The organism is Amycolatopsis sp. lyj-112 (genome assembly GCF_046549055.1).
Taxonomy (GTDB): Bacteria; Actinomycetota; Actinomycetes; order Mycobacteriales; family Pseudonocardiaceae; genus Amycolatopsis.
In genome coordinates this window covers 252,036-266,203 of record NZ_JAJPWS010000004.1, presented here as the reverse complement: position 1 = coordinate 266,203, position 14,168 = coordinate 252,036, and the positions used below count along the sequence as shown (strand labels likewise).

The following is a 14,168-nucleotide window of genomic DNA, read 5'->3' as shown; positions in this document are numbered from 1 at the left end:
GCTGGAGTGACACAACAGCGACACAACTGCGACGCACGGGAGGGGTGAGCATGACGAGCGAACCGCCGCTGGTCGTGCACGGCCTGTGGTCCCGGGGCCGGGGAGTCGTGCTGTGGGCCGAGCACGGTGACCGTCCGGCCACGACTTCGATGCGGCCCTCCAGTTCGGCGCGCCCGCATCCGTTCGCCGCGACGGTCGCGGACCTGACCGCGTTGCATCCCGGGAAACCCGCCTCGGCCACCCTGCTACTGCCGTCACGTCGCGGTGGGCCGGTCGCTTCACCCGAACTGGTCGAGCTCACCGGGTCTCGCGGACGTCCGACGTCGGAGCTGGCGCTGGAGCCCTGGTCGGTGCCCGCGCTCATGATCGATCCGTCGGAACTGGACGACCTGGCGGGCTCGGTCCGGTACGGCACTTCGGTCCGCCACCTGCGTGCCATCGCCCGGCTGGCGGACGACCTCGTGCGCCGCGGCCGCGTGCTGCCGAGCATCCGCCGGAACGATCACCTGGCCCGGGCCCGCTGGCGGCCGGTGGCCCGGGGCGGCGACGCTGTCGCGCTCCGGAGCTTGATCACGGCCACACCGCCGGTCGGGCGCGCCGAACACACCAGACCGAACCCGTCGACGCTGGTCACCGACGCCCTCCACACCTTCGTCGACACCACCGTCCGCGACAGGCTGGCGGCCGCGGGCTACGCCACGGAAAGCACGGGGGACGAAGGCCCGTTCGGTTCCTGGCTGCACGCGCTGCGGGTCGCCGACGACCGGGTCGGCCTCCCGCCCGGCCGCCTGGGCATCGTGGCCGAAGGGATCGCGGCCTGGGACGCCGTGGCCGACACCGACCTCACCGAGGGCACCGTCTGCATCCGGCTCGACGAGGTCGCCACGCTGTACGGCCCGGTCGACGATCCCGACGACCAGACCGGCGACGGAACCAAGTGGCAGCTGCGGTTCTTCCTGCGTTCGACGGCCGATCCCAGCCTCCTGATCCCGGCCGAGGACGTCTGGTCGGGCAAGTCGGGCGCGCGGTTCTCCGATCCCGAAGGCCTGTTCGCCGCCGAACTGGAGCGAGCGGCGGGAGTGCTGCCGCTGCTCGGCCCGGCCGTCCAGGCGGCCAAGCCCGGAATCTACGACCTCACCGTCGCCGAAACCGAAGAGTTCCTCGACGGCGGAGCGGAGTCGCTGGTCGCGGCCGGATTCGACGTGCAGCTCCCGTCGAGCTGGGGTGGCAGGCGCCGGCTCGCACTCCGGCTTTCGGCCAAGGGAGCCGCCGTCGATCAGGCCGCCGTGCACCGGCTCGGCCGCCATCAGCTCGCTTCCTACCGCTGGTCGCTGATGGTCGGCGAAGACGCACTGAGCGACGAGGAACTCGCCGGGCTCGCGGCCGCGAAATCGTCCTTGGTGCGGCTGCGCGGCAGGTGGGTGAGCGTGGACCCCGAACTGCTGCGCGCCGGTCTCGACTATCTGCACCGCGACCTGGACCGGAAGAAGCCGCCGCTGCCCACCGCGGCGGATCTGCTCGCCCTGCTCCACGGGTTCACCGAAGCGCCGCTGCCGGTCACCGGGGTGTCCACAGAGGGCTGGATCGACGACTTCCTCACCGGCCGGGTGCACAAGACCATCGAGCCGGTCGAGCCGCCGCCGACGTTCCTGGCGACGCTGCGGCCCTATCAGAGCCGGGGCGTCGCCTGGCTTTCGTTCATGGCGTCGATCGGGCTCGGTGCGTGCCTGGCCGACGACATGGGGCTCGGCAAGACAGTCCAGCTGCTCGCGCTCGAAGCGATAGAGCGGGCGCGGGAGGAGTGCGGCCCGACGCTGCTCGTCTGCCCGATGTCGCTACTCGGTACGTGGCACCGGGAAGCGGCCAAGTTCGCCCCGGATCTGCGGGTCCACATTCACCACGGGGCAGCGCGGGACCACGGCGTCCGGCTGGACGGGCGCATCGCCGCCGCGGACCTCGTCGTCACCACCTACTCGACCGCCGCCCGGGACGCCGACGAACTCGCGGCCACCCGATGGCATCGGCTCGTGCTCGACGAGGCGCAGGCGGTCAAGAACCAGAACACCGGTCCGGCGCAGGCACTTCGCCGGATCCCCGCCGGGCACCGGGTCGCGCTGACCGGGACGCCGGTGGAGAACCGGCTCGCCGATCTGTGGTCGCTGTCCGATCTGCTCAACCCCGGCGTTCTCGGTGGCAGGCAGGAGTTCCGGGAGCGGTTCGAGATACCCGTCGAACGGCGGGGCGACCTGACGGCGGCCACCGAACTGCGCCGGCTCACCCGGCCGTTCCTGTTGCGCCGTCTCAAAACCGACCCCACCGTCGTCCCCGACCTGCCGGAGAAGATCGAGATCCTGCAGGAATACCGGCTCACCCGCGAGCAGGTGACGCTCTACCGCGCGACCGTGGACGAGATGATGACCAGGATCGCCGACAGCGCCGGGGTCAAACGGCGCGGCAACATCCTCGCCGCCATCACGAAGCTCAAGCAGATCTGCAACCACCCCGCGCATCTGCTGCACGACGGCTCGCCGCTCGGAGCCCGCTCAGGCAAGGTCAACCGGCTCGAAGAACTCCTGGCGGAGATCCTGGATTCCGGCGACCGCGCGCTGTGCTTCACGCAGTTCGCCGAGTTCGGTCACCTGCTCGTGCCGCATCTCTCGCACCGGCTGAACGCGAAGATCGCCTACCTGCACGGCGGGCTGTCCCAGCAGCGCCGCGACTCGATCGTCGAGCACTTCCAGTCCGGCAGCGGGCCGTCGATCCTGTTGGCCTCACTGAAAACCGGGGGAGCGGGCCTGACGCTGACCGCCGCCACCCACGTCCTGCACCTGGACCGGTGGTGGAACCCGGCGGTCGAGGAACAGGCCACCGACCGCGCCTACCGCATCGGTCAGCGCCGCAGCGTCCAGGTGCGGAAGTTCGTCTGTCCCGGCACCATCGAGGAACGGATCGACGCCGTCATCACGAAAAAGGAGGCGTTGGCGGGGCTGGTCGTCACCGACGGGGAGGACTGGCTCACGGAGCTGTCCGCCGACTCGCTGCGCGAAGTCCTCGAACTGGGAAGGGAAGCGGCCGATGACTGAACGGTTCCGGCACACCCTCCAGGAGTTCGGCGTCCACAAAGGACTAGTTCCGCCCTGTCGCGTCGACACCCTCACGATCGGCCCCGGCGCCGTCGTCGCCCAGGTACGGGTGACGCGGCAACGGTTCTACGAAGTCCGCATCGGTGTGCCGACGTTCGGCAAGCAGGTGTGGACGGCGGTCACCGGCGCGACCGTGGAAGAAGAGTCCACGACCGCGGCCATGCTCGACGGCCAGGTCCCGGACGACATCGAACGCTTCTTCGCCGCGGAAGACGTGCCGTTGTTCCCGGAGCCGAGGGAGATGTCGCTGGACTGCACGTGCCCCGGTACCCGGGTTCCGTGCGATCACCTGGTCGCGGGTCTGATCGCCATGGCGGACGAGTTCGAGGCCGAGCCGTTCGCGATCTTCGCCCTGCGCGGCCGCGACCAGACGGCGCTGCTGGACGAGATCGGACGGCTGGCGGGTGCCCGGGTCACGGCCCCGCCCGCGGAAGCCGAGACACCGGGCCTCGACGAGGTCATGGACGACTTCTTCGGCTGGGGCCCGGCCGGCGACGTCACGAACACGCGACGCCCACCGGCCGGGGACACCAGGGGACTGCTCGACGAAGTCCCGCGCCTGTCGGCCACAGTGGACGGAACCTCGGTCACCGAACTGCTCAAACCGCTCTACCGGGTGTTCACCGGTCAGGAGTGAAGGAACTTCGGCACGCGCTTCTCGGTGAACGCGGCCATCCCTTCCTTCTGATCGTGGGTGGCGAAAGTCCCGTGGAACAGGCGCCGCTCGAACCGGAGACCTTCGGCCAAAGTGGACTCGAAAGCCTGATTGACGGCTTCCTTGACCATCATCGCCGCGGGGCGGGACATGCTCGCGCTCTTGGTCGCGACCGCGAGCGCCTCTTCGAGCAGGCTTTCGGCGGGGACGACGCGGGAGACGAGGCCCGAACGCTCGGCTTCGGCAGCGTCGATCATGCGGCCCGTCAGGCAGAGATCCATCGCCTTGGCCTTGCCGATCGCGCGGGTGAGCCGCTGCGAGCCGCCCATGCCCGGGATGACGCCGAGAGTGATCTCCGGCTGGCCGAACTTGGCGGACTCGGCCGCGATCAGGACGTCGCACATCATGGCGAGTTCACAACCGCCACCGAGCGCGTAGCCGGAAACCGCGGCGATCAACGGGACGCGGACGCGGGAAAGTGCGTCCCAGCCGGCGAACCAGTCGGCCGCGTAGACGTCGCTGAACGACTGCGGCTGCATCTCCTTGATGTCGGCGCCCGCCGCGAACGCCTTGGCGGAACCGGTGAGCACGATGGCGCCGACGCCGGGATCCTGGCCGAGTTCGCCCGCCGCGCCGGTGATGTCGCGCATGGCCTGCAGGTTGAGCGCGTTGAGCGCCTTGGGGCGGTTGAGGGTGATGAGGGCGACACGGTCGGCGGGCCGCTCGACGGTGATGGTCTCGTACTCGCTCATACGCTGGATTCCTTAACGAGGAGGCCGTCGCGGACGGCGGTGATGATGGCGGAGAAGTCCCGGCCCGGGCCGTCCCGCTCGACGAACGCCGCATAGAGTTCCGCGGCCCTCGTGCCGAGCAGGGTGGCGACGTCGTTGTCCCGGGCGGCGGACTCGGCCAGGCGCAGGTCCTTCAGCATCAGCCCGCTGGCGAATCCGCCGGAGTAGCCGCGGTTGGCGGGGCTGGCCGGAACCGGCCCGGGGACCGGGCAGTTGGTGGTCAGTGCCCAGCATTGGCCGGACGCGGTGGAAGCGACGTCGAACAGGGCCTGGTGGGTGAGGCCGAGTTCCTCGCCGAGCGCGAACGCCTCGGAGACGGCGATCATCGAGACGCCGAGGATCATGTTGTTGCAGATCTTCGCCGCCTGCCCGGCGCCCGACGCTCCACAGTGGATCGCCCGGGCGCCCAGGACAGCCAGGTACGTTTCCGCGTCGGCGAACGCCTCCGGGTCGCCGCCGACCATGAACGTCAACGTGCCCGCTTCGGCGCCGACCACACCGCCGGACACCGGCGCGTCGAGGGCGCGGTGCCCCGCATCCTGGACCAGTTCGGCGGCCTTCCGGGCATCGGCGACGTCGATGGTGGAGCAGTCGACGAACAGCGTCCCGGGACGCACCGACGGCAGGATCTCTTGGTAGCAGTCGAGAACGTGCTTGCCGCTGGGCAGCATCGTGACGACGACGTCCGCGTTGGCGACGGCCGCGCCGGCGCTGTCGAACCGGGCCACCCCGGCGGCATGAGCCGCGGGTGCCGGGTCGTAGCCGTGGACGGTCTCACCGGATCCGGCCAGGTTGGCGGCCATCGGGCCGCCCATGTTGCCCAGCCCGAGGAAGGCGATCGTCATCGGGCCACCCCGCTCAGTTCGTCGTCACCGAGGCCGGCGAAATAGGACGCGACGAGATCGTCGTCCACTTCGGACAGGGTGGCCGGATTCCAGTGGGGCGAGCGGTCCTTGTCGATGATCTGCGCCCGGATCCCTTCGGCGAACTCGGCCGAGGAGAACGCGCGGTGCGAGACGCGGTATTCCTGTGCCAGCACGGTTTCCAGATCGGGCATCGCCGCCGCGGTGCGGAGCGCGCGCAGGGTCACCTTCAGTGCGGTGGGGGACTTCGCCTCGATCTCCTTGGCGGCGGTGGCCGCCGCGTCACCACCGGTGTGGAGCCGGGACAGGATCTCTTCGACCGTGTCCGCCGCGTAGCAGTGGTCGATCCATTCGGCGTCGGCGGCCAGGCCGCTCGGGGGAGCGGGTTCGGCGATCAGGTCCAGCGCGGTGTCCGGGGTGCGTGACGCGAGCGCGTCCAGCAGATCCGGGATTCGCTCGCCGGGCATGAAATGATCGGCGAGTCCACAGTGGATCGCGTCGGGCCCGGAGATGGAACCCGCGGTGAGGGCGATATGCGTGCCGAGCTGCCCCGGAGCGCGGGACAGCAGGTAGGTGCCGCCGACGTCGGGGATGAAGCCGATGCCGACCTCGGGCATGCCGATACGGGAGCGTTCGGTGACGATCCGGTGGCTGCCGTGCGCGGAGACACCGACCCCGCCGCCCATGACCAGGCCGTCCATCAGCGCCAGGTACGGCTTGGGATAGCGGGAGATCAGCGCGTTGAGGCGGTATTCGTCCGCCCAGAACCGCAGTGAGGCGGTTCCGCCGGCGCGGGCGTCTTCGTGGATGGCGCGGATGTCGCCACCCGCGCAGAGCCCGCGGTCGCCGGCGCCGTCGATCAGCACGGCGCGGACGCCGGGGTCCGAGCGCCACGTTTCCAGGTGGTCGAGCATGGCGAGCACCATGTCGTGGTTCAGCGAGTTGAGCGCTCGCGGCCGGTTCAGCGTGATCCGGCCGATTCCACTGTGGACGAGGAATCCGACGTCGTTCACGAGGCCTCCTGCAGCATTCGGCGCGAGATGATCACGCGCATGATTTCGTTGGTCCCTTCGAGGATCTGGTGCACCCGCAGGTCGCGGACGATCTTCTCCAGCCCGTATTCAGCGAGGTAGCCGTAGCCGCCGTGCAGTTGCAGCGCCTGGTTGGCGACCTCGAACCCGGTGTCGGTGCAGAACCGCTTGGCCATCGCCGAAAGCTGGGTCGCGGTGTCCTCACCCTGGTCGAGCGCGTCCGCCGCCCGCCAGAGCAGGGTGCGGGCGGCTTCGAGATCGGTGCGCATGTCGGCGAGGCGGAACTGCAACGCCTGCTTCTCGGACAGCTTCTCGCCGAACGCCGAACGCTCCGACAGGTGCCGGACGGCCATGCCGAGCGCGGCTTCCGCGCCGCCGAGGGAGCAGGCCGAGATGTTGAGCCTGCCACCGTCCAAAGCGGACATCGCGACCCCGAACCCGTTGCCCTCGCCGCCGAGCAGCGCGGAAACGGGGATGCGGGCGTCCTCGAAGACGACCTGCCGGGTGGGCTGGGCGTTCCAGCCCATCTTGATCTCGTTGGGGCCGAAGGAGACACCTGGCGTGTCCCGTTCGACGATGAACGCCGAGATACCCCGGGCGCCGGGCGCGCCGGTGCGGGCGAGGACGACGTAGACGTCGGAGGTACCCGCGCCGGAGATGAACTGCTTGACCCCGTCGAGGACGTAGTGGTCGCCGTCCCGGCGGGCGCGGGTGGACAGGGCCGCCGCGTCGGAACCCGCGTCGGGTTCGGTCAGGCAGTAGCTGCCGAACGCGTCCATCGTGGACATTCGCGGCAGGTACCGGTGCCGCTGGGTGTCGTCGCCGAATTTCTCGATCATGGTGGCGACCATGTTGTGGATCGAGATGTAGGCGGCCAGCGACGGGCACCCGGTGGCGAGCGCCTCGAACACGAGGACGCCGTCGAGCCGTCCGAGCGCGGAACCCCCGAGGTCTTCGGGCAGGTAGATGCCGCCCATGCCCAGCTGGGCGGCCTTGCGGAGGACGTCGACCGGGAAGTGCTTGGCCTGGTCCCATGCGATCGCGTGCGGGGCGAGGTGTTCCGCGGCGAATTCCGCCGCGGTGTCCCGTAAGGCCCGCTGTTCGTCGGTCAGTCTCATCGCGGCCTCAGTTCATCGTCGGGATGACGAAGCTGGCGCCTTCCTTGGTGCCCGAAGGCCAGCGCGAAGTGACGGTCTTGGTCTTGGTGTAGAAGCGGATCGAGTCCGGTCCGTGCTGGTTGAGATCGCCGAAACCGGAACGCTTCCAGCCGCCGAAGGTGTGGTAGGCGATCGGGACCGGGATGGGCACGTTGACCCCGACCATGCCGGTGTTCACCCGCGAGGTGAAGTCGCGGGCGGTGTCGCCGTCGCGGGTGAAGATCGCGACGCCGTTGCCGTACTCGTGTTCGCTGGGCAGGCGCAGTGCCTCTTCGTAATCGGCGGCCCGCACGATCGACAGCACCGGGCCGAAGATCTCTTCGCGGTAGATGCGCATGTCCGCGGTGACCCGGTCGAACAGGCAGCCGCCGAGGAAGAAACCGTTCTCGTGACCGTCCACAGTGGTCTCGCGTCCGTCGACGAGCAGTTCCGCGCCTTCCGCGAGACCGATGTCGATGTAGTCGCGCACCCGCTGGACGGCTTCGGCGGTGACCAGCGGCCCGAAATCGGCCGTCTCGTCGAGGGAAGCGCCGATCTTCAGGGTCTTGACCCGCTCGGTCAGGCGGGCGGCCAGCGCGTCGGCGGTGGCCTCGCCGACCGGGACGGCGACGGAGATCGCCATGCACCGTTCGCCGGCGGAGCCGTACCCGGCGCCGATCAGCGCGTCGACGACCTGGTCGAGGTCGGCGTCCGGCATGACGATCAGGTGGTTCTTGGCCCCGCCGAAGCACTGCGCGCGTTTCCCGTGCGCGGCGGCGGTGGTGTAGATGTACTCCGCGATCGCCGACGAGCCGACGAAGCCGACGGCCTCGACGCGAGGATCGGTCAGCAAGGCGTCGACGGCTTCCTTGTCCCCGTTGACGACGTTGAACACGCCCGGCGGCAGACCGGCTTCGAGGAAGAGTTCGGCCAGCCGCAACGGGACCGACGGGTCGCGCTCGGACGGCTTGAGCACAAAGGAGTTTCCGCAGGCGATCGCCGGGGCGGCCTTCCACAGCGGGATCATCGCGGGGAAGTTGAACGGCGTGATCCCGGCGACCACACCGAGCGGCTGCCGCATCGAGTAGACGTCGATCCCGGTGCCCGCGTTGTCGCTGTATTCGCCCTTGAGCAGGTGCGGGATCCCGATGGCGAACTCGACCACTTCCAGGCCGCGCTGGATGTCGCCGCGCGCGTCGGGGACGGTCTTGCCGTGTTCGGAGGAGAGCAGGCGGGCGAGGGAGTCCTCCTCGGCGCGGACGAGGTCGACGAACTTCATCAGCACGCGGGCGCGCTTCTGCGGGTTCCAGCGGGCCCATTCGAGCTGGGCCTCGGCGGCGTCGGCGACCACGGCGGCGACCTCGGAGGCCGAGGCCAGCGGCACGCGGGCCTGGACTGCTCCGGTGCTGGGGTCGAAGACGTCGGCGAACCGACCGGACGTGCCCGGTACCGGCTTACCGCCGACGAAGTGACTGAGTTCGGTGCTCATGGATGCCCTTTCCGAAAGTACGCAGGACGAAGCCGCCCGAGGACCACGATCGGTGGCCGGGCAGGGAAGTACGAACGATTACCGCCGGGGTAGTGGCGGTTCGGCGTCTTTCGCGCAGGCAGGAATGATCCGCATGCGTTCAGCTCCATCCTCGTGGACGAACACGACACGTCTGCGGCCGGTATCCTGGCTTCCGGATCTACGACGGCTCCGGCCTTCCCGGCTCGCGCCAGTGGCCCTTCTCGCATGGAGCGCCGCTCCCCGGTCACAGTGGCGGGACCGCACCGGATTTTCACCGGCTTCCCTGCACCGCAGACCTGAGGACACCATAAAGTAGGAAGTCCTACTATGTCGACTGTGGCCTGCGCCTCAACCACCCGCGCCGCTGTCCGTGAAGGCCTCCTTGAGGGAATCAGAGTCCCTCAAGGAGGCCTTCACGGACTTCACGCGAGCGGCGCAGCCCGTGGCACGGGAACGGTGCGGGCGAGCCAGAAGTACTTCTTCCGTCCAGGAGTTCGGCGACCTGGGCGAGCCGAACGCCTCGTAGACAATCCACAGTGGACATGAGCCACCCGGCCGGAAGAAGTAGCGGATGATCGGCTGACCGAGAAAACGCCAGCGCGAACGCGGGCGGTTCTGGTAGTTGTCGAGTATGAGCGATCAGCCCACCGCGGCGGAGCTGGCAGACGATCTCCTCGACGCCCTCGCGGCCGACATGCCGTTGATGGCGACCTTCGACAACATTCCCGGGTACGACCACGAGTTGCGCGACGTCTCCGAGGCGGGCGACGCCCGCCTGAGGGAGCGGGCCGTCCGCGCGGCCGAGTACGCCGCCCGGTCCACGGATCCGGACCGGGTCACGCTCGGCGTGGTCATCCACCACGCGGAAGCGCTCCTGGCCAGGCTCGACTCCCGGAAGATCGAGTTCACCCTGGCTGATCCGATGTCGGCCGAAGGAACCGGGGTGCTGGCCTGGCTTCCGCAGCTGGCGCCGTCGGGGGAGCAGGCCGAGGAGGACTACCTGGCCAGGCTGGAGGCGATTCCGGGGTTCTTCGCGGCGCTGGCCGACCGGCATCGTGCCGGTGTCGAGGCGGGCCGGACGCCGGTGGAACGCGCGGTGCGCAACGCGATCGCCCATGTCGACCGGTTCCTGGCCGACGAGCCCAACGCATTGCTGGTCCCGCCGCTGACCGGTGACCGGGTGACAAGGCGGGAGCGGCTGTTCACCGAGAAGGTCCGGCCCGCGCTCGTCACCTACCGCGAGATGCTCGCCCGCGACATCGCCGGGCACGGCCGTCCCGACGAGCGGCCGGGGCTCTGCTGGCTGGACGGCGGAAAGGAGAGTTACGCGGGGCTGGTCAAGACGCACACCACCACCGGGATCTCCCCGGAGGAACTGCACGAGACCGGTCTCGAAATCGGCCGTGCGCTGGACGAGGAGTACCGGCGGCTCGGCATCGCCGCGTTCGGGGAAGGCGACCCCGCGGCGGTCCGTCACCGGTTGCGCACCGATCCGTCACTGCGGTGGCGCGACGCGGACGAGATGCTCACGACCGCCACGGAAGCGGTCGCGCGGGCCACGGCGGCCGCGCCCGGCTGGTTCCGCCGGACCCCGTCCGACGACTGTGTCGTGCTGGCCGTGCCGGAAGCGGACGGGCCGGGCGCCGCGCAGGCGTACTACATGACACCGGCGGCCGACGGCAGCCGTCCGGGTCGCTACTACACCAATACCTACCGGGTGACCGAGCGGTTCCGGTTCATCGCGGAATCCGTGGCCTTCCACGAAGCCGTTCCAGGACACCATTTCCAGGCCTGCGTGGCCCACGGACTGTCCGGAGTGCCCCGGCTGCGCAAACTCGTCCCGTTGTCGGCCTTCGACGAGGGCTGGGCGCTCTACACCGAACGCCTCGCCGACGAAATGGGCCTGTACTCGGATGACGTGATGCGCCTCGGCATGGTCACCGAGGACTCCCTGCGCGCGGCGAGGCTCGTCGTCGACACCGGACTGCACGCGCTGGGCTGGACCCGGCAGCAGTGCGTGGACTACCTCAGCGAGCATTGCGTGCTCAGCGACGTCGAGGTCGAGTCCGAGACCGATCGGTACATCGAATGGCCCGGCCAGGCGCTTTCGTACATGACGGGCAGGCTGGAGTTCCAGCGGTTGCGCGCGCTCGCCGAGAAGCACCTTGGCGAGGCCTTCGACATCCGCGACTTCCACGACGTCGTGCTGAGTCACGGGCAGTTGCCGCTGCCCGTGCTCGACGACGTCGTCCGGGAGTGGCTCGGGCTGGAGACGCGGTAGCGCGGCGCCGGGGTCCCGTCCCCGGCGCCGCGTGTTCTCAGTCCCGCTTCGCGAGCGTCGCGACCTCGGCGTCGGCCAGTGCCCGGTCGTAGAACCGGACGTCGTCCACCGCCCCGCGCAGGAAGTCGACCTGCTGGCCGCCGTACTGGCCCCGCCCGATCACCGTGTGGCCGGTGCTCTGCTGAGCCGAGCAGGCGTTCTGCGAAGCGACCTTCTGCCCGTCGACGTAAAGCGACAACGAGCCCGCCTTGGCGTCGCGGACGCCGGTCAGGTGATACCAGCGGCCGACTTCCGGCTTCTCCGGCGAAAGGGCGCGCAGACCGACGAAGCTCATCGCCCAGCGCTGGTCCTGCCCGGAGTACTGCAGGAAGAACGAGCTGTCCCGGCCGGTGTCCTGGCTGACGACGGTCTGGAAAGCACCGGTCGCCTCGTCCAGCTTGGCCCACGCGGACACCGAGTAGCTGCCCGCCGTGTTGACGAGGTTCGCCCCGGTGTCGGCCTGGCCGTTGCCGGCGAACGCCAGCCCGCCACCTTCGACGCCGCCCGCCCACTGCGCGTTGGTCAGCGTGGCGTGCGCGGTGCCCACCGAGTCCGCGGCGCTGGTTCCGTTGCCTTCATTGAACTTGTAGGCGTGCACCCCGGTGAGTCCCGGAGTTCCCGGACCGGGGTCGGGTGCCCCGGTACCGCTGCCGTCGGCGTTGCGGATGATCGCTTCGTTGACGGCGCGCACCTGCGCGAAGTCCATCTTCTTCACTTGCCGGTCGTAGGTGAAGAAGCCGTTGACCTCGTGCTCGACGTCGGTGATCTGCGTGTAGATCGAGCCGCTGATGCCACAGCTCTGCGCCGAGGTCAGCACGTCACGCTGGTTCTGGACGTAGCGGCTGTTCAGCGTCGCCTGGTCGGGCACCATCTCGTAGGCGTGGCCCTCGCCGAACCACATGTGGTCCTTGACTTCGAGCCCGTAACCGCCGTGTTCGCCGTCGATCGAGATCCGCTTGCCGTCGGGCATCGGCTTCGCCGGGCCCGGGTAGGCGTGCCAGTCGAGGACGTCGCCCTTGCCGGAGTCGCCCAGCGAGTCGCAGCAGTTGACCCCGCTGTGCGCGTTGACGAGCCGGGTCGGGTCCTGTGCCTTGACGTCGTCGGCGATCTTCCCGGTGGTCTCGCGCGACCACTCGCCCCAGCCCTCGTTGAACGGCACATAGCCGACGATCGAGGTCCAGTTCTTCTTCTGCTCGACCAGTTCCTTCAGCTCGACCTGGAACTGCCGCTGAGCGTCGGCGGGCGGACGGCCACCGGTGCGCATCGACGGCATGTCCTGCCAGACGAGCAGCCCGAGCTTGTCGGCGTGGTGGTACCAGCGGTCGGGCTCGGTCTTGATGTGCTTGCGCACCGTGTTGAACCCGAGGACCTTGTGCTGCTCGAGGTCGAAGCGCAACGCCTTGTCGGTCGGCGCGGTGTAGATGCCGTCCGGCCAGTACCCCTGGTCCAAAGTGGACTGCAGGAAGAGGATCTTGCCGTTGAGGGTGAACCGGAGCTTGCCGTCGGCGCCCTTCGTGGTGCCGAACTCCCGCATGCCGAAGTAGGAGGACACCTTGTCGACGGTGCGGCGGCCGTCCTTCAGTTCGACGTCGAGGTCGTAGAGGAAGGGCGTGTCCGGCGTCCACAGCTTCGGCTTGGGGACGGACAGCGAGATCGGCGCACCCGCGACACCCTTGGTGCGGCTGACCACCTTCTTGCCGTCGCGGACCACGGCCTCGACCGTCAGCCCGCTGCTCGCGCCGGTGTCGACGGTGAGCTTGAGCACGGAGGACTTGAGATCGGGGACCATGCCGAGGTTGGCGATGTTCTTGGCGGCGACCGGTTCCATCCACACCGTCTGCCAGATACCCGAGGCGCCTTCGTAGAAGATGCCTCGGTCCGGGACCAGGCGCTGCTTGCCGACCGGCTGCCAGGTGGCGTCGGCGCGGTCCTCGACGCCGACGATGATCTCTTGCTCTCCCTTGGGTTTCAGCGCCGAAGTGACGTCCGCGGAGAAGGCGCCGTAGCCACCCTGATGGGAAGCCACCTCCTTGCCGTTGACGTAGACCTTCGCCTTGTAGTCGACGGCGCCGAAGTTGAGCTTGAGGGTGTTGTCCTTGCCCACCTTCCAGTTCTTCGGCACGGTGAACGTGCGCCGATACCACATGTGGTCTTCGTGCCGCTGGATCCCGGAAAGGGCCGACTCGATGGGGTAGGGGACCAGGACCTTCTCGGCGAGCCGCGCGCCCACCGGCGGAGCTTCACCGGGGGCGGCGCCGGCGAACTCCCAGAGCCCGTTGAGGTTCTGCCAGTCCTTGCGCACCAGTTGCGGCCTGGGGTACTCGGGCAGCGCGTTGGACGGCGACACCTGGTCGGTCCAGGGGGTGGTCATTCGCGGCTTGCCCATCTGCCAGCCGCTTTCCCCGGCGATCGCGGAGCCGGAGGTCATCGCGAGAGCGGACATGACCGCCACCGCGGCGGTCAGGGATTTTCGGAAGCGGCTGGGGGACCGGCTCGTTGACAACGTTGACAACATCTTTGTTCGACACCCTTCTCCGGGGGCGGCCGCCTCGGCGGGGGAGCGCCTCCCACTGGACACGTACAGGCGTGAAACACGACGTCGTGTCCGGCGAACAGGGGTGTGAGCCGGGCCACGTGAAGTCGTCAGGACTTTTTTACATCGTTGATACAACGTTGTAAAGCGTCGAATGGCTCGAATCGGTCCGGGTTCTGTGCTTCC

The 14,168-nt window shown here is 69.1% G+C and carries 9 protein-coding genes and 1 riboswitch; of the genes, 3 read left to right on the top strand and 6 right to left on the bottom strand.

Annotation, left to right across the window (positions count from 1 at the left end; genetic code table 11):
- Positions 1-50: 50 nt before the first annotated feature.
- Positions 51-3,083 carry a DEAD/DEAH box helicase gene (locus tag ACLJRL_RS17025; protein ID WP_410657152.1) on the top strand — a complete coding sequence of 1,011 codons (3,033 nt, stop codon included), beginning with the start codon at positions 51-53 and terminating at the stop codon, positions 3,081-3,083.
- Positions 3,076-3,780 (top strand): hypothetical protein, encoded by a 705-nt coding sequence (locus ACLJRL_RS17020; RefSeq protein WP_410657151.1) that lies wholly within the window; start codon positions 3,076-3,078, stop codon positions 3,778-3,780. Before ACLJRL_RS17025 ends, ACLJRL_RS17020 begins: the two co-directional genes overlap by 8 nt.
- On the opposite strand, the gene ACLJRL_RS17015 is transcribed toward ACLJRL_RS17020, so the two are convergent.
- From ACLJRL_RS17015 to ACLJRL_RS16995, 5 genes are read right to left on the bottom strand one after another with little or no spacing between them, the layout of a single operon-like run.
- Positions 3,771-4,550 (bottom strand): enoyl-CoA hydratase, encoded by a 780-nt coding sequence (locus ACLJRL_RS17015; protein ID WP_410657150.1) that lies wholly within the window; start codon positions 4,548-4,550, stop codon positions 3,771-3,773. The two genes, ACLJRL_RS17020 and ACLJRL_RS17015, sit on opposite strands and share 10 nt — an antisense overlap.
- Positions 4,547-5,434, bottom strand: a complete 888-nt coding sequence (mmsB, locus tag ACLJRL_RS17010) for a 3-hydroxyisobutyrate dehydrogenase (protein WP_410657149.1) — start codon at positions 5,432-5,434, stop codon at positions 4,547-4,549. The genes ACLJRL_RS17015 and mmsB overlap by 4 nt, the downstream gene beginning before the upstream one ends.
- Positions 5,431-6,465 carry an enoyl-CoA hydratase/isomerase family protein gene (locus ACLJRL_RS17005; RefSeq protein ID WP_410657148.1) on the bottom strand — a complete coding sequence of 345 codons (1,035 nt, stop codon included), beginning with the start codon at positions 6,463-6,465 and terminating at the stop codon, positions 5,431-5,433. The genes mmsB and ACLJRL_RS17005 overlap by 4 nt, the downstream gene beginning before the upstream one ends.
- Positions 6,462-7,601: an acyl-CoA dehydrogenase family protein gene (locus tag ACLJRL_RS17000; RefSeq protein WP_410657147.1), complete on the bottom strand. Its 1,140-nt coding sequence runs from the start codon at positions 7,599-7,601 to the stop codon at positions 6,462-6,464. The genes ACLJRL_RS17005 and ACLJRL_RS17000 overlap by 4 nt, the downstream gene beginning before the upstream one ends.
- Before the next feature lie 7 nt (positions 7,602-7,608).
- Positions 7,609-9,108: a CoA-acylating methylmalonate-semialdehyde dehydrogenase gene (locus ACLJRL_RS16995; RefSeq protein WP_410657146.1), complete on the bottom strand. Its 1,500-nt coding sequence runs from the start codon at positions 9,106-9,108 to the stop codon at positions 7,609-7,611.
- A gap of 158 nt (positions 9,109-9,266) precedes the next feature.
- A riboswitch (cobalamin riboswitch) is annotated at positions 9,267-9,454 on the bottom strand.
- Positions 9,455-9,760: 306 nt separating this feature from the next.
- Here ACLJRL_RS16995 and ACLJRL_RS16990 point away from each other — a divergent pair.
- Complete coding sequence (locus tag ACLJRL_RS16990) at positions 9,761-11,410, top strand: DUF885 domain-containing protein (RefSeq protein ID WP_410657145.1); 1,650 nt, start codon at positions 9,761-9,763, stop codon at positions 11,408-11,410.
- A gap of 37 nt (positions 11,411-11,447) precedes the next feature.
- On the opposite strand, the gene ACLJRL_RS16985 is transcribed toward ACLJRL_RS16990, so the two are convergent.
- Positions 11,448-13,892 carry a LamG-like jellyroll fold domain-containing protein gene (locus tag ACLJRL_RS16985; protein ID WP_410657144.1) on the bottom strand — a complete coding sequence of 815 codons (2,445 nt, stop codon included), beginning with the start codon at positions 13,890-13,892 and terminating at the stop codon, positions 11,448-11,450.
- Positions 13,893-14,168 lie beyond the last annotated feature (276 nt).

What these genes read in the sequence shown, in the direction of transcription:
- ACLJRL_RS16995 (WP_410657146.1), bottom strand. Translation starts at nt 9,108, where the DNA reads ATGAGCACCGAACTCAGTCACTTCGTCGGCGGTAAGCCGGTACCGGGC.
- mmsB (WP_410657149.1), bottom strand. Translation starts at nt 5,434, where the DNA reads ATGACGATCGCCTTCCTCGGGCTGGGCAACATGGGCGGCCCGATGGCC.
- ACLJRL_RS16985 (WP_410657144.1), bottom strand. Translation starts at nt 13,892, where the DNA reads ATGTCCGCTCTCGCGATGACCTCCGGCTCCGCGATCGCCGGGGAAAGC.
- ACLJRL_RS16990 (WP_410657145.1), top strand. Translation starts at nt 9,761, where the DNA reads ATGAGCGATCAGCCCACCGCGGCGGAGCTGGCAGACGATCTCCTCGAC.
- ACLJRL_RS17000 (WP_410657147.1), bottom strand. Translation starts at nt 7,601, where the DNA reads ATGAGACTGACCGACGAACAGCGGGCCTTACGGGACACCGCGGCGGAA.
- ACLJRL_RS17020 (WP_410657151.1), top strand. Translation starts at nt 3,076, where the DNA reads ATGACTGAACGGTTCCGGCACACCCTCCAGGAGTTCGGCGTCCACAAA.
- ACLJRL_RS17025 (WP_410657152.1), top strand. Translation starts at nt 51, where the DNA reads ATGACGAGCGAACCGCCGCTGGTCGTGCACGGCCTGTGGTCCCGGGGC.
- ACLJRL_RS17015 (WP_410657150.1), bottom strand. Translation starts at nt 4,550, where the DNA reads ATGAGCGAGTACGAGACCATCACCGTCGAGCGGCCCGCCGACCGTGTC.